This is a genomic window from Streptomyces sp. NPDC018026, from assembly GCF_044327745.1.
Lineage (GTDB): Bacteria > Actinomycetota > Actinomycetes > Streptomycetales > Streptomycetaceae > Streptomyces > Streptomyces rubrogriseus.
Genome location: NZ_JBIRFY010000006.1, coordinates 314,273 through 333,421, shown reverse-complemented (window position 1 = coordinate 333,421; position 19,149 = coordinate 314,273). Strand labels below are relative to the sequence as shown.

17 protein-coding genes and 1 riboswitch are annotated in these 19,149 nt (G+C 70.0%); of the genes, 9 read left to right on the top strand and 8 right to left on the bottom strand.

The features are described 5' to 3' along the window. Positions 1 to 23 precede the first annotated feature (23 nt). The 4 genes from ACH4D3_RS21205 to ACH4D3_RS21190 all read left to right on the top strand — a co-directional run bounded on the left by ACH4D3_RS21205 (position 24) and on the right by ACH4D3_RS21190 (position 4,528). Complete coding sequence (locus tag ACH4D3_RS21205; RefSeq protein ID WP_398324096.1) at positions 24 to 1,004, top strand: tetratricopeptide repeat protein; 981 nt, start codon at positions 24 to 26, stop codon at positions 1,002 to 1,004. Positions 1,005 to 1,130: 126 nt separating this feature from the next. After that, positions 1,131 to 1,781 (top strand): peptide deformylase, encoded by a 651-nt coding sequence (def, locus tag ACH4D3_RS21200; protein WP_398324094.1) that lies wholly within the window; start codon positions 1,131 to 1,133, stop codon positions 1,779 to 1,781. A 270-nt stretch (positions 1,782 to 2,051) separates the two neighbouring features. Beyond that, positions 2,052 to 3,137 (top strand): epi-isozizaene synthase, encoded by a 1,086-nt coding sequence (gene cyc1 / locus ACH4D3_RS21195; protein WP_398324092.1) that lies wholly within the window; start codon positions 2,052 to 2,054, stop codon positions 3,135 to 3,137. Further along, positions 3,134 to 4,528: a cytochrome P450 gene (locus ACH4D3_RS21190; RefSeq protein ID WP_398324090.1), complete on the top strand. Its 1,395-nt coding sequence runs from the start codon at positions 3,134 to 3,136 to the stop codon at positions 4,526 to 4,528. The genes cyc1 and ACH4D3_RS21190 overlap by 4 nt, the downstream gene beginning before the upstream one ends. Positions 4,529 to 4,541: 13 nt before the next feature. Here ACH4D3_RS21190 and ACH4D3_RS21185 read toward each other — a convergent pair whose 3' ends face one another. After that, the gene (locus ACH4D3_RS21185; RefSeq protein WP_398324088.1) at positions 4,542 to 5,510 is read right to left on the bottom strand and encodes a GlxA family transcriptional regulator; all 969 of its coding nucleotides are present in this window, start codon (positions 5,508 to 5,510) and stop codon (positions 4,542 to 4,544) included. Positions 5,511 to 5,602: 92 nt separating this feature from the next. On the opposite strand from ACH4D3_RS21185, the gene ACH4D3_RS21180 reads away from it, so the two are divergent. After that, positions 5,603 to 5,869, top strand: coding sequence for a hypothetical protein (locus tag ACH4D3_RS21180; RefSeq protein WP_398324086.1), 267 nt, complete (start codon positions 5,603 to 5,605; stop codon positions 5,867 to 5,869). Here the strand turns inward: ACH4D3_RS21180 and ACH4D3_RS21175 are convergent. The 6 genes from ACH4D3_RS21175 to ACH4D3_RS21150 all read right to left on the bottom strand — a co-directional run bounded on the left by ACH4D3_RS21175 (position 5,782) and on the right by ACH4D3_RS21150 (position 12,882). Next, positions 5,782 to 6,813: a ribonucleotide-diphosphate reductase subunit beta gene (locus tag ACH4D3_RS21175; RefSeq protein WP_398324085.1), complete on the bottom strand. Its 1,032-nt coding sequence runs from the start codon at positions 6,811 to 6,813 to the stop codon at positions 5,782 to 5,784. The genes ACH4D3_RS21180 and ACH4D3_RS21175 overlap by 88 nt on opposite strands. Then, entirely contained in the window at positions 6,813 to 9,188 is a 2,376-nt protein-coding gene (locus ACH4D3_RS21170; RefSeq protein ID WP_398324083.1) for a ribonucleoside-diphosphate reductase subunit alpha, read from the bottom strand. The genes ACH4D3_RS21175 and ACH4D3_RS21170 overlap by 1 nt, the downstream gene beginning before the upstream one ends. Before the next feature lie 127 nt (positions 9,189 to 9,315). Beyond that, a riboswitch (cobalamin riboswitch) is annotated at positions 9,316 to 9,477 on the bottom strand. A 61-nt stretch (positions 9,478 to 9,538) separates the two neighbouring features. Then, positions 9,539 to 10,045: a GNAT family N-acetyltransferase gene (locus ACH4D3_RS21165; protein ID WP_398324081.1), complete on the bottom strand. Its 507-nt coding sequence runs from the start codon at positions 10,043 to 10,045 to the stop codon at positions 9,539 to 9,541. 72 nt (positions 10,046 to 10,117) lie between these two features. Beyond that, entirely contained in the window at positions 10,118 to 11,728 is a 1,611-nt protein-coding gene (mctP, locus tag ACH4D3_RS21160) for a monocarboxylate uptake permease MctP (RefSeq protein ID WP_398324079.1), read from the bottom strand. After that, positions 11,725 to 11,982, bottom strand: a complete 258-nt coding sequence (locus ACH4D3_RS21155; protein ID WP_007444567.1) for a DUF3311 domain-containing protein — start codon at positions 11,980 to 11,982, stop codon at positions 11,725 to 11,727. Before ACH4D3_RS21155 ends, mctP begins: the two co-directional genes overlap by 4 nt. Before the next feature lie 135 nt (positions 11,983 to 12,117). Further along, positions 12,118 to 12,882 (bottom strand): GntR family transcriptional regulator, encoded by a 765-nt coding sequence (locus ACH4D3_RS21150; RefSeq protein ID WP_003973740.1) that lies wholly within the window; start codon positions 12,880 to 12,882, stop codon positions 12,118 to 12,120. A 455-nt stretch (positions 12,883 to 13,337) separates the two neighbouring features. Between ACH4D3_RS21150 and dasA the strand changes: the two genes are divergently transcribed. The 4 genes from dasA to ACH4D3_RS21130 all read left to right on the top strand — a co-directional run bounded on the left by dasA (position 13,338) and on the right by ACH4D3_RS21130 (position 18,016). Next, the gene (gene dasA / locus ACH4D3_RS21145; protein ID WP_398324077.1) at positions 13,338 to 14,615 is read left to right on the top strand and encodes a N,N'-diacetylchitobiose ABC transporter substrate-binding protein DasA; all 1,278 of its coding nucleotides are present in this window, start codon (positions 13,338 to 13,340) and stop codon (positions 14,613 to 14,615) included. An 88-nt stretch (positions 14,616 to 14,703) separates the two neighbouring features. Then, positions 14,704 to 15,690 carry a carbohydrate ABC transporter permease gene (locus tag ACH4D3_RS21140; protein WP_109033353.1) on the top strand — a complete coding sequence of 329 codons (987 nt, stop codon included), beginning with the start codon at positions 14,704 to 14,706 and terminating at the stop codon, positions 15,688 to 15,690. Next, on the top strand, positions 15,687 to 16,517 hold the full coding sequence (locus tag ACH4D3_RS21135; RefSeq protein ID WP_398324074.1) for a carbohydrate ABC transporter permease: 831 nt from the start codon (positions 15,687 to 15,689) through the stop codon (positions 16,515 to 16,517). Before ACH4D3_RS21140 ends, ACH4D3_RS21135 begins: the two co-directional genes overlap by 4 nt. 8 nt (positions 16,518 to 16,525) lie before the next feature. Further along, the gene (locus tag ACH4D3_RS21130; protein WP_398324072.1) at positions 16,526 to 18,016 is read left to right on the top strand and encodes a glycoside hydrolase family 3 protein; all 1,491 of its coding nucleotides are present in this window, start codon (positions 16,526 to 16,528) and stop codon (positions 18,014 to 18,016) included. Between the two features lie 332 nt (positions 18,017 to 18,348). Here the strand turns inward: ACH4D3_RS21130 and nagB are convergent, their stop codons facing one another. After that, a complete protein-coding gene (nagB, locus tag ACH4D3_RS21125) occupies positions 18,349 to 19,134 on the bottom strand; it encodes a glucosamine-6-phosphate deaminase (RefSeq protein WP_398324071.1) in 786 nt (261 codons plus the stop codon). Positions 19,135 to 19,149: the final 15 nt, after the last annotated feature.

The following is a 19,149-nucleotide window of genomic DNA, read 5'->3' as shown; positions in this document are numbered from 1 at the left end:
AACGGAACTGGCAGGCGGGAATCGTGAGGATCTTCGGCAAGGCACGGCACCGGCCCTCCGCCTCTTGGCGGCAGGCCACCGACCGCGCGTTCACGCTGATCGGCGACGGTCGCTACGAGGACGCGGGCGCGCTGCTGACGCGGGCGGCCGACCTGGAGCCCTGGCTGTCGGAGTCCTGGTTCAACCTGGCGCTGCTGCACAAGTTCCGGCACGACTGGGAGCAGGCGAGGGCGGCCGGTCTGCGGGCCGTCGCGCTGCTCGACCGGGACATCGGCGCCCCCGACTGGTGGAACGTCGGCATCGCCGCGACCGCCCTGCAGGACTGGCCGCTGGCCCGTCGCGCCTGGCAGGCCTACGGGCTGCGCACCCCGGGGGCCGCCACGGACGCGGGTGAGCCGCTCGGCATGGACCTCGGCAGCGCGGCCGTACGGCTGTCCCCGGAGGGCGAGGCCGAGGTGGTGTGGGGGCGGCGGCTCGACCCCGCCCGCGTCGAGGTGCTGTCCATCCCGCTGCCGTCCTCCGGGCGGCGCTGGGGCGAGGTCGTCCTGCACGACGGCGTACCGCACGGGGAGCGCACGACCTCGGCCGGGCACTCCTACCCCGTCTTCGACGAGATCGAGCTGTGGGCGCCCTCGCCGGTGCCCACCTGGGTGGTCCTCCTGGAGGCCGCCACCGAGTCGGACCGCGACGCCCTGGAGCAGCTGGCCGCCGACGCCGGGTTCGCCGCCGAGGACTGGTCGTCCTCCGTCCGGCTGCTGTGCCGGATGTGCTCGGAGTCCCGGATGCCGTCCGACGAGGGCGAGGGCGAGCACCTCGATCCGCACGACCACAGCGAACCCGGACACCCCGGGCCCCTGGGGCACCGCACCGACGGGCAGCTGTGGGTGCCGGAGCGGGAGTGCGGGGTGGCTGCGCCGGCCGGGCTGGTGAAGGGGTTGCTGGACGGGTGGGTGGCGGACAGCCCGGACTCGCGTGACTGGCGGGACCTGGAAGAGGTCTGCTGAGGACTCTCTTTCGAGTGCGGCTACGTCGTGGCTGGTCGCGCAGTTCCCCGCGCCCCTGAAGGGGCGCGTCACCGTACCCTGTACCAAGCATCACGCAGGTTTCATCCAGGAAGGCATACGTCGGTCATGGCCCAGCAGGACACCGATCAGCAGCACCCGGGCGTGCTCCCCGTGGACGACGACGGGTTCGTCGTCGACAGCCAGGACTGCGAGGAGCGTGAGGCCGACTGGCGAGGGCGCGGCACCTCGCGTCCGATCACGGTGGTCGGCAACCCGGTGCTGCACAAGGAGTGCGAGGACGTCACCGACTTCGGCGAGGAGTTCCAGCAGCTGGTGGCCGACATGTTCGCCAGCCAGCGCACCGCCGAGGGCGTGGGCCTGGCCGCCAACCAGATCGGCGTCTCCAAGAAGGTCTTCGTCTACGACTGCCCCGACGACGAGGGCGTCCGCCACGTCGGCGTGGTCTGCAACCCGAAGCTCGTCGAGCTGCCGGCCGACCGCCGCCGCCTGGACGACAGCAACGAGGGCTGCCTGTCCGTCCCCACCGCCTACGCGCCGCTCGCCCGCCCCGACTACGCCGAGGTGACCGGGCAGGACGAGAAGGGCAACCCGGTCAAGGTGCGCGGCACCGGGTACTTCGCTCGGTGTTTGCAGCACGAGACGGACCACCTGTACGGGTACCTGTACATCGACCGGCTCTCCAAGCGTGAACGCAAGGACGCGCTGCGGCAGATGGCCGAGAACGAGCCGCGCTACCCCGTGGTCGCGAACGACTGACAGGGCCTCACCCGCCCCACATCTCCCTTGCGCACGGCGCCTGTTCGGGTCTTCCCCCGAGCAGGCGCCGTTCGTCTGTGCCGGCCCGCGGAAAGCCGCCACACAACAGGAGAATTCCGGCATCGAGGGGTATCGAGGGGTAGTGAATGAAGCAAATCCGTTCCCAGAACGGTCAGTTGTGGTGCTGAATGGGAAGTGCGGGGATACGCAACGGCGCACGCCCCGCTCAGCGAGAGGGGTGCGCCACCGGCGGCTGAGAGGGGTTTGTTCGTGCATGCTTTCCCACACGGCACCACAGCGACACCGACCGCGATCGCAGTACCGCCATCGCTCCGCCTCCCGGTGATCGAGGCGGCATTTCCCCGGCAACTGCACCCGTATTGGCCGAAGCTCCAGGAGACAACCCGGACCTGGCTGCTCGAAAAGCGGCTCATGCCGGCCGACAAGGTCGCGGAATATGCCGACGGCCTGTGCTACACGGACCTCATGGCGGGCTACTACCTGGGCGCCCCCGACGAGGTCATGCAGGCGATAGCGGACTACAGCGCGTGGTTCTTCGTCTGGGACGACCGCCACGACCGTGACATCGTCCACGGCCGGGCCGGCGCCTGGCGGCGACTGCGCGGCCGGCTGCACACGGCACTCGACTCACCCGGGGACCACCTGCACCACGAGGACACCCTGGTGGCCGGGTTCGCCGACAGTGTGCGACGGCTCTACGCCTTCCTGCCGGCCACCTGGAACGCCCGGTTCGCCCGGCACTTCCACACGGTGATCGACGCGTACGACCGTGAATTCCACAACCGCACGCGCGGAATCGTGCCCGGCGTGGAGGAGTACCTCGAACTGCGCCGGCTCACCTTCGCGCACTGGATCTGGACCGACCTGCTGGAGCCGAGCTCGGGCTGCGAACTCCCCGACGCCGTACGGAAACACCCGGCATATCGGCGGGCGGCGCTGCTGAGTCAGGAATTCGCCGCCTGGTACAACGACCTCTGCTCGCTGCCCAAGGAAATAGCGGGAGACGAGGTCCACAATCTTGGCATCAGTCTCATCACCCACCATTCACTCACCCTGGAAGAAGCAATCGGAGAAGTCCGGCACCGTGTCGAGGAATGCATCACGGAATTCCTCGCCGCCGAGCGGGACGCCTTACGGTTCGCCGACGAACTCGCCGACGGAACCGTACGCGGAAAGGAACTGAGCGGCGCCGTGCGGGCCAACGTCGGCAATATGCGGAACTGGTTCAGTTCCGTCTACTGGTTCCACCACGAGTCCGGCCGGTACATGGTCGACAGCTGGGACGACCGGTCCACGCCCCCGTACGTCAACAACGAAGCGGCAGGTGAGAAATGACCGTCGAGTCCGTCAACCCCGAAACCCGCGCACCCGCGGCACCGGGAGCACCGGAAGCACCGGAGCTGCGCGAGCCGCCCGTCGCGGGCGGCGGCGTGCCGCTGCTCGGCCACGGCTGGCGGCTGGCCCGCGACCCGCTGGCCTTCATGTCCCAGCTGCGCGACCACGGCGACATCGTGCGCATCAAGCTCGGCCCGAAGACCGTCTACGCCGTGACGAACCCCGAGCTCACCGGCGCCCTCGCCCTGAACCCCGACTACCACATAGCCGGTCCGCTGTGGGAGTCGCTGGAGGGCCTGCTCGGCAAGGAGGGCGTGGCGACCGCCAATGGCCCGCTCCACCGCCGCCAGCGGCGCACCATCCAGCCGGCGTTCCGGCTCGACGCCATCCCCGCCTACGGACCGATCATGGAGGAGGAGGCGCACGCGCTCAGCGAGCGCTGGGAGCCGGGGAAGACCGTCGACGCCACCTCGGAGTCCTTCCGGGTCGCCGTGCGTGTCGCGGCCCGCTGCCTGCTGCGCGGGCAGTACATGGACGAGCGGGCCGAGCGGCTGTGCGTCGCGCTCGCCACCGTCTTCAGGGGCATGTACCGGCGCATGGTGGTCCCGCTCGGACCGCTGTACCGGCTGCCGCTTCCGGCCAACCGCCGGTTCAACGACGCGTTGGCCGATCTGCACCTGCTGGTTGACGAGATCATCGCCGAACGCCGCGCATCCGGTCAAAAGCCGGACGATTTGCTCACGGCATTGCTGGAGGCGAAGGACGACAATGGCGACCCGATCGGGGAACAGGAGATCCACGACCAGGTGGTCGCGATACTCACCCCGGGCAGTGAAACCATCGCGTCCACGATCATGTGGTTGCTCCAGGCACTTGCCGAGCATCCGGAACATGCCGACCGCATACGCGACGAAGTCGAAGCGGTCACCGGCGGACGTCCCGTGGCATTCGAGGACGTCCGGAAGCTCACGCACACCGGCAATGTCATCGTGGAGGCCATGCGTTTGCGTCCCGCCGTATGGGTATTGACGCGGCGCGCGGTGGCCGAGAGCGAACTCGGTGGGTATCGCATTCCGGCCGGTGCGGACATCATCTACAGTCCGTACGCAATCCAACGCGATCCGAAGTCGTACGACGACAACCTGGAGTTCGACCCCGACCGGTGGCTCCCACAACGCGCGGCGAATGTGCCGAAATACGCCATGAAGCCGTTCAGTGCGGGCAAGCGGAAGTGCCCCAGTGACCACTTCTCGATGGCCCAGCTCACGCTGATCACGGCCGCGCTCGCCACGAAGTACCGCTTCGAACAGGTGGCGGGCTCGAACGACGCGGTCCGGGTCGGCATCACGCTGCGCCCGCACGACCTGCTGGTCAGGCCCGTGGCGCGGTGACGACCCGGACGGGTCAGGCGGCGGCCTCCGGGCCCCGGAAGGTGCGCCGGTAGGCGTGCGGGGTGGTGCCCAGGGCCCTGGTGAACTGGTGCCTCAGGGCCGCCGCCGTGCCGAAACCGGCGCGCCAGGCGATCGTGTCCATCGTCTCGTCCGTCGCTTCCAGCAGCCGCTGGGCCAGCAGTACGCGCTGGCGCAGGATCCAGCGGTAGGGGGTCGTCCCGGTCTCCTGCTGGAAGCGGCGGGCGAAAGTGCGCGGGGACATGTGGGCACGGACCGCCAGCTGCTCGACCGTGACCTCCTCGTCGAGGTGCTGCTCCATCCAGGCCAGCACCTCGCCGACGGTGTCGCAGGAGGAGCGCGGCAGCGGCCGTTCGATGTACTGCGCCTGCCCGCCGTCCCGGTGCGGCGGCACCACCATGCGCCGGGCGATCCGGTTGGCGACCTCCGGGCCCTGCTCCTTGCGCACGATGTGCAGGCAGGCGTCGATGCCGGCGGCGGTCCCGGCCGAGGTGATCACCGGGTCCTCGTCGACGTAGAGCACGTCCGGCTCGACCCGGGCCCCCGGGTGCTGACGGGCCAGCTCGGCCGCGTGGTGCCAGTGCACCGCGCACCGCCGCCCCTCCAGCAGGCCGGCGGCGCCCAGCACGAAGACGCCGGAGCACACGCTCAGGACGCGGGTGCCCCGGTCCGTCGCCCTGCGCAGGGCGTCCAGCAGGTCGGGCGGGTACTCCCGGCGGACGAAGTCGCTGCCCGCCGGCACCGCGATCAGGTCGGCCTCCTCCAGCCGCTCCAGACCGTACGGCGTGGAGACGGTCAGCCCGCCGACGTGGGTGCCCAGCGTGGGGCCCTCCGCGGAGACCACCGCGAAGTCGTACCCCGGCAGGCCCTCGTCGCTCCGGTCGATGCCGAAGACCTCGCAGATCACGCCTAGTTCGAAGGGATGCGCACCGTCCAGCAGGACGGCGGCCACGTTCTGCAGCATGCCGCCAGTGTGCCTCCCCGGTGGCAGGAAATCGAGGCCTTACGGCAGTCCTGCCACTCCCGGTAAGGAGTATCCGGCGCGACAGTGGTGTCATGACCGGAAACCAGATCGAAGCCCTTGTCGGAATGCTCGCGACCTTCGGACTCCTCGTCCTCATGATCCTCCCCTCGGTGATCGGGATCGTGCGCGACAGGCGCATCGACCGCCAGATCAGGGAGGCCCAGGAGGACGGGGAGACCCGCACCCGCCACGGGAAGGAGACCCGGAGGACTCAGAAGTCCTCGTCCAGGTCGACGGTGCCCTCCACCGCCACCTGGTACGCCGAGGGGCGCCGCTCGAAGAAGTTGGTCAACTCCTGAACGCCCTGCAGCTCCATGAAGGAGAAGGGGTTCTCGGAGCCGTACACCGGGGCGAAGCCGAGCCGCGTCAGACGCTGGTCGGCCACGCACTCCAGGTACTGCCGCATCGAGTCGGTGTTCATGCCCGGGAGGCCGTCACCGCACAGGTCGCGCGCGAACTGCAGCTCGGCCTCGACGGCCTCCCTCAGCATGTCGGTGACCTGCTCCCGGAGCTGGTCGTCGAACAGCTCCGGCTCCTCCTTGCGCACGGTGTCGACGACGTCGAACGCGAAGGACATGTGCATCGTCTCGTCCCGGAACACCCAGTTGGTGCCGGTGGCCAGACCGTGCAGCAGCCCCCGGCTGCGGAACCAGTAGACGTAGGCGAAGGCGCCGTAGAAGAACAGGCCCTCGATGCACGCCGCGAAGCAGATCAGGTTGAGCAGGAAGCGGCGCCGGTCGGCCTTGGTCTCCAGGCGGTCGATCGACTCGACCGAGTCCATCCACCGGAAGCAGAACTCGGCCTTCTCCCGGATGGACGGGATGTTCTCCACGGCCGCGAAGGCGGCGGCGCGGTCCTCCGGGTCGGGCAGGTAGGTGTCCAGCAGCGTCAGATAGAACTGGACGTGGACGGCCTCCTCGAAGAGCTGGCGGGACAGGTACAGCCGCGCCTCGGGGGAGTTGATGTGCTTGTAGAGGGTCAGCACCAGGTTGTTCGCGACGATCGAGTCGCCGGTGGCGAAGAAGGCCACGAGCCGGCCGATCAGGTGCTGCTCCATCGGGCTGAGCTTCGCCAGGTCGGCGACGTCCGAGTGGAGGTCGACCTCCTCGACGTGCCAGGTGTTCTTGATGGCGTCCCGGTAGCGCTCGTAGAAGTCCGGGTAGCGCATGGGGCGCAGGGTCAGTTCGAAGCCCGGGTCGAGCAGGTTCTTCGTGGTGGGGTTCGCGGGGGTCTCGGTGGTCATTACTGGCAGGCCTCGCAGGACTCGGGGTTTTCCAGGGAGCAGGCGACCGCTTCGGGGTCCGGGGCGGCCTGCACGGGCACGGTGGTGGCGCGGGCCGCGGCGCGGGCGATCCGGGTCGCCGGTCGCGAGCGCAGGTAGTACGTGGTCTTCAGGCCCTGCTTCCAGGCGTACGCGTACATCGAGGAGAGCTTCCCGATGGTCGGCGTCTCCAGGAACAGGTTCAGCGACTGGGCCTGGTCGAGGTACGGGGTGCGGGCGGCGGCCATGTCGATCAGGCCGCGCTGCGGGATCTCCCAGGCGGTGCGGTACAGCGCCCGCACGTCCTCGGGAATCCAGCTGAAGCCCTGCACCGAGCCGTTGGCCTCGCGCAGCGCCTCACGGGTGCGGGCGTCCCACACGCCGAGCCGCTTGAGGTCGTCCACCAGGTAGGAGTTGACCTGGAGGAACTCGCCCGACAGCGTCTCGCGCTTGAACAGGTTGGACACCTGCGGCTCGATGCACTCGTAGACACCGGCGATGGAGGCGATGGTCGCGGTCGGCGCGATGGCCAGCAGCAGGGAGTTGCGCAGCCCGGTCGTCGCCATGCGCTCGCGCAGCGCGGCCCAGCGCTCCGGCCAGGCGGGCTCGACGCCGTAGTGGTCCGGGTGCAGCACCCCCCGGGCCGTGCGGGTCTTCTCCCAGGCCGGCAGCGGGCCGCCCCGCTCGGCGAGGTCGGCGGAGGTCTCGTACGCGGCGAGCATGATCCGCTCGGCGATGCGGGTGGACAGGGCCTTCGCCCCGGGGGAGTCGAAGGGCAGCCGGAGCTGGAAGAAGACGTCCTGGAGGCCCATCGCGCCGAGGCCGACCGGGCGCCAGCGGGCGTTGGAGCGGCCCGCCTGCTCGGTCGGGTAGAAGTTGATGTCGACGACCCGGTCCAGGAAGGTGACCGCGGTGCGGACGGTGGTGTCCAGGCGCTCCCAGTCCATGTCGCCCTTCGCGGGGTCGACGAAGGCGCCCAGGTTGACCGAGCCCAGGTTGCAGACCGCCGTCTCCCCGTCGTCGGTGACCTCCAGGATCTCCGTGCAGAGGTTGGAGGAGTGGACGACGTGGCCGGGGACCGCGGTCTGGTTGGCCGTGCGGTTGGCGGTGTCCTTGAAGGTCATCCAGCCGTTGCCGGTCTGCGCGAGGGTGCGCATCATGCGGCCGTACAGCTCCCGGGCGGGCAGCGTCCGGCGGGCGAGCCCCGCCTCCTCCGCCCTGCGGTAGGCCGCGTCGAACTCCTCGCCCCACAGGTCCGTCAGCTCCGGCACGTCGGCGGGGGAGAACAGCGACCAGGTCCCGTCGGCGTCCACCCGGCGCATGAACTCGTCCGGGATCCAGTGCGCGAGGTTCAGGTTGTGCGTACGGCGGGCGTCCTCGCCGGTGTTGTCCCGCAGCTCCAGGAACTCCTCGACGTCCGCGTGCCAGGTCTCCAGGTAGACCGCCGCCGCGCCCTTGCGCCGGCCGCCCTGGTTCACGGCCGCCACCGAGGCGTCCAGCGTCTTCAGGAACGGGACGATGCCGTTGGAGTGCCCGTTGGTGCCGCGGATCAGCGAACCCCGGGCGCGGACGCGGGAGTAGGCGATGCCGATGCCGCCGGCGTGCTTGGACAGGCGGGCGACCTGGTGCAGGCGGTCGTAGAGGGAGTCCAGCTCGTCCTTGGGGGAGTCCAGGAGGTAGCAGGACGACATCTGGGCGTGCCGGGTGCCGGAGTTGAAGAGGGTGGGGGAGGAGGGCAGGTAGTCCAGGCGGCTCATCAGGCCGTACAGGGCCGCGACCTCGTCCACGGCGCGGACCGTGTCGTCCTCGGCGAGTCCGGCGGCGACCCGCAGCAGGAAGTGCTGGGGAGTCTCGACGGCCTTGCGGGTGATCGGATGCCGGAGCAGGTAGCGGCTGTAGAGCGTACGCAGGCCGAAGTAGCCGAAGCGGTCGTCGGCGTCCTGGTCGACCAGCGCGTCCAGGCGGCCCGCGTGCAGCCGTACGAAGGCGGCGGTGCGGTCGGCGATCAGGCCCTCGCGGTGGCCGGTGGCGACGGAGTCGGTGAAGGTGACGACGCCCTGGGAGGCGGCCTCGGCGCGGATGCCGATGGTCAGCAGGCGGGCGGCCAGCCGGGAGTAGACCGGGTCCTCGGAGATCAGACCGGCGGCGGCCTCGGTGGCCAGCTCGCGCAGCTCGGCCTCGTCGGCGCGGGCGGACCGGCCGCGCAGTGCGGCGGCGGCCACCCGGCCGGGGTCGGCGCCGGGGAGGTCGGCGGTCAGCCCGGTCAGGGTCCGCAGCAGGGCGGCACCGGGTCCGTCGGGTTCCCCGGTCGCCGTCACCGGGGTCGCTGAAGCCGGATCGGCTGGCGCGATGGTCACGTGGAGCACTCCCTCGCTCGGCACGAGGCCCGGCGGAGGGAGGGCAGGAGGCAGCTCACGAGCGCACGCGGCGTCGCGTCCACCGGCCCACTCCACGAGGCCCGGACGTCATGGCACCCGGGCCAGGGCGGCCGGGCGCACCGTCGGCAGGTCCTCGGACTGGACAGGCGTGCGCGCACGTGTGAAGACGTACGGATGCACGCAAGTACACCGTTGCGGGACAGTTCCGGATTCGCACCGGATTCCCCTGCGGCGACAGCGAGCACGAGCATACATCTTGTGCCCGGTGACGCGAGCACCCCCAGATGTTGTGTCCCGACGGGGTGTTGTGGCGGGGTGCCGCAGCTGGGTCAGAGCGTCAGTGCGTAGGCGAGCAGCATGATGTCGTCCAGCTCCGGCAGGGGGTTCCAGTCGCGGTCGGGCGTGCGGACGAAGCCCAGGCGCTCGTAGAGGCGGTGGGCGGTGCGCATGCTGGCCTGGGTCGACAGCACGACGCTCCGGCAGCCCTCGACGGCCCGGGCCCGGTCGGCGCAGGCCCGCACCAGGGCCTCGCCCGCCCCGCGGCCGCGTGCCTCGCGGGCGACGGCGAGCATGCGTATCTCGGCCTCGCCGGGGCGTGCGATGTCCGCCATGGGACCGCCGGACGGCACGAAGGTCACGCCGCCGAGCACCCGGCCGTCCGCCGCGGCGACCAGCACCTCCGCGGCGGCGGCGCGCTTGGCCACGTTCCGCAGCTCGACCAGGTAGGAGTCGCTCTCCCCGAAGTCGAGGAGGCCGTCGCGCAGGTAGGCCTGCGCGGTGATCTCGCCGAGGGTGTCGTACTCCTCGGCCGTCGCCCGCCGGATCACGAAGTCCATGACGCCGAGTGTGCCCCACGGGTACGACAACGGGCCGCCGGATTTCTCCGGCGGCCCGCCTCGAACTGGGGATCAGTGCGAGCTGCCCGCCGTGGCCGGCGGCAGTTCCACCTGGACGCCCGGGTCGCCGGCGTCCGCCGTGTAGTCGCTCGGCTTGGTCTCGTCGACGCCGTCGGGCGCCTTGACCGCCCTCAGGACGAAGGTGAGGACCACGGTGACCAGCACGTTCAGCACGAAGGCGGTGAGGCCGATGTAGCCGATCTCGCCGATGCCGGGGATCTCGTCGGAGGAGCCGCCGAAGTGCTTCTGCGTCGGCGAGGCGACACCGTAGGCGGCGACCGTGCCGTAGACCATGCCGACCGCCCAGCCGCCGAGCAGCGCCCAGCGGTGGAACCAGCGGGTGAACAGGCCGCCGACCAGGGCCGGGAAGGTCTGCAGGATCCAGATGCCGCCCAGCAGCTGGAAGTTGATCGCGACGGTCTTGTCCATGCCCAGGACGAAGATCAGCGCGCCCACCTTCACCAGGAGCGACACCAGCTTGGAGACCTTGGTCTCCTGCTGCGGCGTGGCGTCCGGCTTGATGAAGTCCTTGTAGATGTTGCGGGTGAAGAGGTTCGCGGCCGCGATCGACATGATCGCCGCCGGGACCAGGGCGCCGATGCCGATCGCCGCGAACGCCACGCCCGCGAACCAGTCCGGGAACATGTTCTCGAACAGCTGCGGGATCGCCAGCTGGCCGTTGTCCACCTTGACCCCGGCCGCGATCGCCATGAAGCCGAGCAGCGCGAGCAGACCCAGCATCAGCGAGTACAGCGGCAGGATCGTGGTGTTGCGGCGGATCACGTTACGGCTGCGCGAGGACAGCGTCGCGGTGATCGAGTGCGGGTACATGAACAGCGCCAGGGCCGAGCCGAGCGCCAGCGTCGCGTACGTCCACTGGCCCCCCGAGTCGGGCACCACTCCACCCTTGCCCGACGCGGTGAACTTGTCGCTCGCCGAGGCGAAGATGTCGTCGAAGCCGCCCAGCTTGATCGGGATGTAGATGATCGCCACCGCGATGACGATGTAGATCAGCGTGTCCTTCACGAACGCGATCAGCGCGGGCGCGCGCAGTCCCGACGAGTAGGTGTACGCCGCCAGCACACCGAAGGCGATCAGCAGCGGCAGGTCCTTGACGAACCAGTTGGTGTCCTCGCCGCCGCCGACGCCCATCACGTCCAGGACGGCCTGGATACCGACCAGCTGGAGCGCGATGTACGGCATGGTCGCCAGGATGCCGGTGACGGCGACCGCCAGCGACAGACCCTTGGAGCCGAACCGGCCGCGTACGAAGTCCGAGGTCGTCACGTACCCGTGCTTGTGCGAGACCGACCACAGGCGGGGCAGGAAGGTGAAGATCAGCGGGTAGACCAGGATCGTGTACGGCACCGCGAAGAAGCCGGCCGCGCCCGCCGCGTAGATCGCCGCCGGGACGGCCACGAAGGTGTACGCGGTGTACAGGTCGCCGCCCAGCAGGAACCAGGTGACCCAGGTGCCGAACGAGCGGCCGCCGAGGCCCCACTCGTCGAGGCTGTGCTCGTTCTCGGCCTTGCGCCAGCGGGCGGCCAGGAAGCCCATGGCGGTGACGAGGACGAAGAAGAAGATGAAGACGGCGAGTGCGACGCCGTTCACGCCGTCGTTCACTTGGTCCCGCCTTCCCGGCGCCCGCGCTGGTCGCGCTGCCACAGCTTGTACGCGGTCACCGTGAGCAGGGTGGAGATCAGCACCCAGGCCATCTGGTACCAGTAGAAGAACGGGATGCCGATGAAGTCCGGGTCCGTCTTGGTGTACGAACCGACCCACAGCATGGCCACGAACGGTGCGACGAGACAGAGCCCGATGACGACGCGCACCGGCGTCACCACCGGCTCTCTGCTCACTTCTGTGTCTTCTGACATGCGCGGCTCCGTCCCCTCGCTGATCACCTCGTGCAGTGCGCACGAAATGTAGGTGACGGTGTCAAGACAGCGGAAGACCTCGTCCGTATATCGGTCCTCAACCGCAATCTGGGGCCCGGGCGAGCGGGCTTTGGTCTAGTCCTGGGGCCGCTTGAGGCGGGCCACGAACTTGTAGCGGTCGCCCCGGTAGACCGACCGCACCCACTCCACCGGCTGACCGGTGCGGTCCTGCGAGTGCCGGGAGAGCATCAGCATGGGCAGGCCCACGTCGGTGCCGAGCAGGCCGGCCTCGCGCGGGGTGGCCAGCGAGGTCTCGATGGTCTCCTCGGCCTCGGCCAGGTGGACGTCGTACACCTCGGCGAGCGCGGTGTAGAGGGACGTGTACTTCACCAGGGAGCGGCGCAGGGCGGGGAAGCGCTTGGCGCTGAGGTGGGTGGTCTCGATCGCCATCGGCTCGCCGTTGGCCATGCGCAGCCGCTCGATGCGCAGCACCCGGCCGCCGGCCGTGATGTCCAGCAGTCCGGCGAGCCGATCGTCGGCGGTGATGTAGCCGATGTCCAGCAGCTGAGAGGTCGGTTCGAGGCCCTGGGCCCGCATGTCCTCGGTGTACGAGGTGAGTTGCAGCGCCTGCGACACCTTGGGCTTGGCGACGAAGGTGCCCTTGCCCTGGATGCGCTCCAGGCGGCCCTCGACGACCAGCTCCTGCAGGGCCTGGCGCACCGTCGTGCGCGAGGTGTCGAACTCGGCGGCCAGGGTGCGTTCCGGCGGGACCGGTGTGCCCGGCGTCTGGGTCCGGGTCATGTCGAGCAGATGCTTCTTCAGACGGTAGTACTTGGGCACGCGCGCGGTACGGACGGTCGCCCCACCCTCGTTCTCCGCACTGCTGACGTCGGTGCTCATGCTCTGCCTTCCCGGCTCCGGGTGCCGAAGCGACCGCTATCCCTGTCGGCCACGGCTCACATCGTGGCACGGCTTCGTGCCGGGATGGCCCCCGCACGCTCCGTGATCCCTTCTGTATACCCGCGGGAACACCCTTGGTCTAGTCCATAGGGCGGTCAGGCGTCGCTGGTACGCGCCTTCGCGGCGGTCGCGGCACGTCATTCGGTGGGGGGTGGTACAGCCGGTCCCGGTCCGCCCGATCTGTCGCTTGCGCAATGAAAGGTCCCTGCATATCTCGGTCCCATCACGGAGGCGACGACTGGGTTTGAACACCCTTGACAGTCCTATTGGTCTGGGCCAAGCTCCCCGTACTGGTCTACACCATTGGTCCAGGTCCCGGCCCCATGGGCGGTCCGCGTCGACGAGCAACCGCGGGGAGGCAGGGGGGTTGTGTGGCATCCCTGAGGAGGGTTGGCGTGAAGCGCAAGCTTATAGCCGCGATCGGTATCGCGGGCATGATGGTCTCGATCGCCGCGTGCGGGGGCGACAGCGGTGACGACGACAAGAAGGCCGGCGCCGACGGCTACGCCGGTGAGACGCTCACCGTGTGGGTGATGGACGGATCCTCGCCCGACGACTGGCAGGCGGACCTCGCCAAGGAGTTCGAGGCGAAGACCAAGGCCAAGGTCAAGTTCGAGATCCAGAAGTGGAACGGCATTCAGCAGAAGCTGACCACCGCTCTCTCCGAGGAGAACCCGCCCGACGTCTTCGAGATCGGCAACACCCAGACCCCGGCCTACGCCAAGACCGGCGGCCTCGCGGACCTGAGCGACCTCAAGAGCGAGATCGGCACCGACTGGTCCGAGTCGCTCAACAAGTCCGCGGTGTTCGACGGCAAGCAGTACGCGGCCCCGTGGTTCGTGGTCAACCGCGTCGTCGTCTACAACAAGAAGATCTGGGCGGACGCGGGCATCAAGGAGCTGCCCAAGACCCGCGACGAGTTCTACAACGACCTCAAGACGATCGGTGAGAAGACCGACGCCGAGCCGATCTACCTGCCCGGCCAGAACTGGTACCACTTCGTGGGCCTGGTCATCGGCGAGGGCGGCGAACTGGTCAAGAAGGACGGCGACAAGTACGTCTCCAACCTGGCCGACCCGAAGGTCGCCGCCGCCACCGAGACCTACAAGAAGTTCCAGGCCCTGTCCAAGGCCCCCAAGGACAAGGACGAGGCCACCCCGCAGCAGGGTGAGATCTTCGCCAAGGGCAAGACCGGCTCCTTCATCGGCATGGGCTGGGAGGGCGCCACCGCGATCGCCACCAACCCGGCGATCGAGAAGGACCTCGGCTACTTCACCATCCCCGGCCCCACGGCGGACAAGCCCGAGGGCGTCTTCCTCGGCGGCTCCAACCTGGCCGTCGCCGCGGGCAGCAAGAAGCAGGACCTCGCCAAGGAGTTCCTGAAGCTCGCGCTCTCCGACAAGTACGAGGGTGCGCTGGCCAAGGCCAACGGCGTCATCCCGAACAAGGAGGCGCTGCAGAGCAACCTGAAGGGCAACGCCGCCGCCGAGGCCGCCGCGCCGGCCGCCGGTACCGGTGACACCACGCCGCTGATCCCGGAGTGGGCCGCCGTCGAGAACGACCCGAACCCGATCAAGACGTACCTGACGGCCGTCATGAAGGGGAAGTCCCCGGCCGACGCCGCCAAGCAGGTCGAGGGCGAGTTCAACAAGCGCCTGGCGCAGCAGCAGTAGCACCGGGTGAGCCGGGGCGGGGGCTGACACACGACGGCCCCCGCCCCGGCGTCGAGGTGAACAGGTCGAGAAGAGAGAGACCGCGAGCATGACCGTGCAGACCGAACGGCCGCCCTCAGGCCCGTCGGACGTCCGCAAGGCGGACGGTGGGGGAACCGGCGGGCCCAGAGCGAGAGCCGCGTCGCGCGCCGGCGCGCTGGCCCCGTATCTGCTGCTGCTGCCCGCCGCCGCGGCCACCGTGCTGCTGCTCGGCTGGCCGCTGGTGAAGGACGGCCTGCTGTCCTTCCAGAACCTCAACATGGCGCAGCTGATCCAGCACGTCACCGAGTGGACCGGCTTCGACAACTACAAGGAGGTCCTCACCGGCGAGGACTTCTGGCGCGTCACCCTCCGTTCCATCATCTTCACCGCGGTCAACGTCGTCCTCACCATGGTGGTGGGCGGTCTGATCGGACTGCTGCTCGCCCGCCTCGGCAGGGTGATGCGGTTCGTGCTGATGATCGGCCTGGTACTGGCGTGGGCCATGCCCGTGGTCGCCGCGACCACCGTCTACCAGTGGCTCTTCGCCCAGCGCTTCGGTGTCGTCAACTGGGTGCTCGACAAGCTCGGCTGGCACTCCATGGCCGACTTCAGCTGGACCGGCAGCCAGTTCTCGACCTTCTTCGTCGTCACCGTGCTGATCGTCTGGATGTCCGTCCCGTTCGTCGCGATCAACCTGTACGCGGCGACCACCACCATCCCCGACGAGCTGTACGAGGCCGCCGCCCTCGACGGGGCCGGCATGTGGCGCAGCTTCACCTCGGTCACCCTGCCGTTCCTGCGCCCGTTCCTCTACGCGACGACGTTCCTCGAAGTCATCTGGATCTTCAAGGCCTTCGTCCAGGTCTACACGTTCAACGGCGGCGGACCGGACCGTCTCACCGAGATCCTGCCCGTCTACGCCTACATCGAGGGCGTCGGCAACCAGCACTACGGCATGGGTGCGGCGATCGCGGTCCTGACCATCCTGATCCTGCTCGGCCTGACCGCGTACTACCTCAGGATCGTGCTCAAGCAAGAGGAGGACGAGCTGTGAAGCGCTCGCTCTTCGGCCGCGTGTGGCCCAACGTCACGGCCGTCGTCCTGTTCATCGGCCTCGTCTTCCCCGTCTACTGGATGTTCGCCACGGCCTTCAAGCCGACCGGGGACATCATCTCGGAGGACCCGGTCTGGTTCCCGACCGACGTCACCTTCGAGCACTTCAAGACCGCGACCGAGGCCGACCACTTCTGGACGTACGTGAGCAACTCGCTCATCGTCACCGTCTGTGCGGTCGTCTTCTCGCTGGTCATCGCGCTGGCCGGATCCTTCGCCCTGGCGCGGATGCGGTTCAAGGGCCGGCGTGGCTTCATCGTCGGCTTCATGCTCGCCCAGATGGCACCCTGGGAAGTCATGGTCATCGCGATCTACATGATCGTGCGCGACGCGTCGATGCTGAACAGCCTGGTGCCGCTCACGCTCTTCTACATGATGATGATCCTGCCCTTCACCATCCTGACGCTGCGCGGCTTCGTCGCCGCGGTGCCGAAGGAGCTGGAGGAGTCGGCGATGGTCGACGGCTGCACCCGGGTCCAGGCCTTCCGCCGCGTCATCCTGCCGCTGCTCGCCCCGGGCCTGATGTCCACCTCGATGTTCGGCTTCATCACCGCCTGGAACGAGCTGCCGCTCGTCCTGGTCGTCAACAAGGAGGCGGAGTCCCAGACCCTGCCGCTGTGGCTGACCAGCTTCCAGACCGTCTTCGGCGACAACTGGGGCGCGACCATGGCCGCCTCCTCCCTGTTCGCCATCCCGATCCTGATCCTCTTCGTCTACCTCCAGCGCAAGGCCGTCAGTGGCCTGACCGCCGGCGCCGTGAAGGGATAGCACCACCGATGACGACCCTCGCCAGGGCCACCGACACCCTCACGCGCGACGCGCTCGCCGTCCTCCAGCCCGGCTTCGCCGGCACCACCGCCCCCGACTGGCTGCTGCGCCGCATCGGCGAAGGGCTGGCGTCCGTTGCCCTGTTCGGGCGCAACGTCACCTCGCCCGAGCAGGTGGCCGCCCTGACCGCACAGCTGCGCGCCGAGCGCGAGGACCTGCTGGTCGCGATCGACGAGGAGGGCGGCGACGTCACCCGTCTCGAGGTGCGCACCGGCTCCTCCTTCCCCGGCAACCACGCCCTCGGCGCGGTGGACGACGTCGGGCTCACCCGGGCGGTGGCCGCGGAACTGGGCCGCCGGCTCGCCGCCGCGGGCGTCAACTTCAACTGGGCGCCGTCCGCCGACGTGAACTCCAACCCGGACAACCCGGTGATCGGGGTGCGCGCCTTCGGCTCCGACACCGACCTGGTCGCCCGGCACACCGCCGCCTACATCACCGGGATGCAGTCCGCGGGCGTGGCCACCTCCGCCAAGCACTTCCCGGGGCACGGCGACACGGGCATCGACTCCCACCACTCCATGCCGCGCATCGACGTGGGCGCCGACGTGCTGGCCGAGCGCGACCTGGTGCCCTTCCGCGCGGCCATCGCCGCCGGCAGCCGCGCGGTGATGAGCGCCCACATCCTGGTCCCGGCCCTGGACCCGGAGCTCCCGGCAACGTTGTCCCGGCGCATCCTGACCGACCTGCTCCGCGGCGAACTGGGCTACGACGGGCTCATCGTCACCGACGGCATCGAGATGAAGGCCATCGCCGGCACCTACGGCATCGAACGCGGCACCGTCATGGCCATCGCCGCCGGTGCCGACGCGATCTGCGTGGGCGGCGGCCTGCACGACGAGGGCACCGTACGGCGGCTGAGCGACGCGCTGGTCGAGGCCGTGCGCGCGGGCGAACTGCCCGAGGAGCGCCTGGCCGACGCGGCCGAACGCGTCCGGTCGCTGTCCCGGTGGGCCGCGGAGAACCGTCCTGCCGACGGCGCTTCGGACACGGCCGACGGCGACGTCGGCCTGCGTGCGGCCCGCCGCGCACTGCGCGTCACCGTCGCGGGGGAGCCCGCGCCGCTCACCGAGCCGCCGTACGTCGCCGCGCTCACGCCGGTGGCGAACATCGCGGTCGGCGACGAGACCCCGTGGGGCGTGGCGGCCGAGCTGGGCCGGCTGCTCCCGGGCACGGAGACCGGCAGCTTCAACGGGGCCGACGCGGGCTCCGAGGCGCTGGCCGCGGCGGGCTCGCGGCGCATCGTCGCCGTCGTCCGCGACGAGCACCGCCACCCCTGGATGGCGGCGGCCCTCGACGTCCTGCTGGCGGCCCGGCCCGACACGGTCGTCGTCGAGATGGGCGTCCCGCGTGCGGAACCCCGCGGCGCGCTCCACCTGGCCACCCACGGCGCGGCCCGGGTCTGCGGCCGAGCGGCGGCGGAGGCCATCGCGGGCGTCTGACGACCACTCGTCGCCCACCGAAGGCGCCGGTCCCTCGACGGGGCCGGCGCCTTCAGCGTGGGTGGCCGCGCGGGGCTCCGCCGAGGGCCGGGCCCTGGCGACGGCCCGCCCCCCCCCGCCCCTCCCTCCGTCCGGTCCCGCGTCGCCCCCGGCGCCGACGGGAGAACGGACGCGGCGGCCGGTGCCGTGCCCCGGGACGGTGCGGCTGGGACGTGGTCGCGGTGCCGGTGGCTGTGCGGGTACGACGAAGGCGCCGGGGCCCGGTGACGGGATCCGGCGCCTTCCGCGCGCGTAGGTGTCCGTCCCGCGGGCCCGGGACGGGACGGGACGCGTCAGATGCCCTGCCAGTCCGGCTTGTGGGCGTAGGTGTGCCGGAAGTAGTCGGCGAGCTTGAGCTTGGACGCGGCGGCCTCGTCGACGACGACCGTGGCATGCGGGTGCAGCTGCAGGGCGGAGGCCGGGCACACGGCCGCGACCGGACCCTCGACGCTCGCGGCGACCGCGTCGGCCTTGCCCTCGCCGGTGGCGAGCAGCACCACGTGCCGCGCCTCCAGGATGGTGCCGATGCCCTGGGTGATCACGTGGTGCGGCACCTGCTCGATGTCACCGTCGAAGAAGCGTGCGTTGTCGACCCGGGTCTGCTCGGTCAGGGTCTTGATCCGCGTCCGCGAGGCGAGCGAGGAGCACGGCTCGTTGAAGCCGATGTGCCCGTCCGTGCCGATGCCCAGCAGCTGGAGGTCGACCCCGCCGGTCGCGCCCAGCGCCGCGTCGTAGGCCTCGCACGCCGCCTGCACGTCCGCGGCCGTCCCGTCGGGACCCATGAACGCGTCCATGTCGATGCCCAGCGGTTCGAGCACCTCGCGCCGCAGCACCGAGCGGTAGGACTCCGGGTGCTCCGCGGGGAGCCCCACGTACTCGTCGAGCTGGGCGATCCGCGCCCGTGCGGTGTCCACGGCACCCGAGCGCACCTTGGCCGCCAGCGCCTCGTACACGGGCAGCGGCGTCGAGCCGGTGGCCACCCCGAGCAGGGCGTCGGGCTTGCGCCGGAGCAACTGCGCCATGGCTTCGGCTATGAGTTCGCCGCCCGCCTTGGCATCGGGAACGATGACAACTTCCACGCTGGCCTGCCGTTT

Coding starts and splice junctions, on each gene's coding strand:
- def (WP_398324094.1), top strand. CDS start 1,131: ATGGCCCAGCAGGACACCGATCAGCAGCACCCGGGCGTGCTCCCCGTG.
- ACH4D3_RS21190 (WP_398324090.1), top strand. CDS start 3,134: ATGACCGTCGAGTCCGTCAACCCCGAAACCCGCGCACCCGCGGCACCG.
- ACH4D3_RS21185 (WP_398324088.1), bottom strand. CDS start 5,510: ATGCTGCAGAACGTGGCCGCCGTCCTGCTGGACGGTGCGCATCCCTTC.
- ACH4D3_RS21180 (WP_398324086.1), top strand. CDS start 5,603: ATGACCGGAAACCAGATCGAAGCCCTTGTCGGAATGCTCGCGACCTTC.
- ACH4D3_RS21175 (WP_398324085.1), bottom strand. CDS start 6,813: ATGACCACCGAGACCCCCGCGAACCCCACCACGAAGAACCTGCTCGAC.
- ACH4D3_RS21165 (WP_398324081.1), bottom strand. CDS start 10,045: ATGGACTTCGTGATCCGGCGGGCGACGGCCGAGGAGTACGACACCCTC.
- ACH4D3_RS21155 (WP_007444567.1), bottom strand. CDS start 11,982: ATGTCAGAAGACACAGAAGTGAGCAGAGAGCCGGTGGTGACGCCGGTG.
- ACH4D3_RS21150 (WP_003973740.1), bottom strand. CDS start 12,882: ATGAGCACCGACGTCAGCAGTGCGGAGAACGAGGGTGGGGCGACCGTC.
- ACH4D3_RS21140 (WP_109033353.1), top strand. CDS start 14,704: ATGACCGTGCAGACCGAACGGCCGCCCTCAGGCCCGTCGGACGTCCGC.
- ACH4D3_RS21130 (WP_398324072.1), top strand. CDS start 16,526: ATGACGACCCTCGCCAGGGCCACCGACACCCTCACGCGCGACGCGCTC.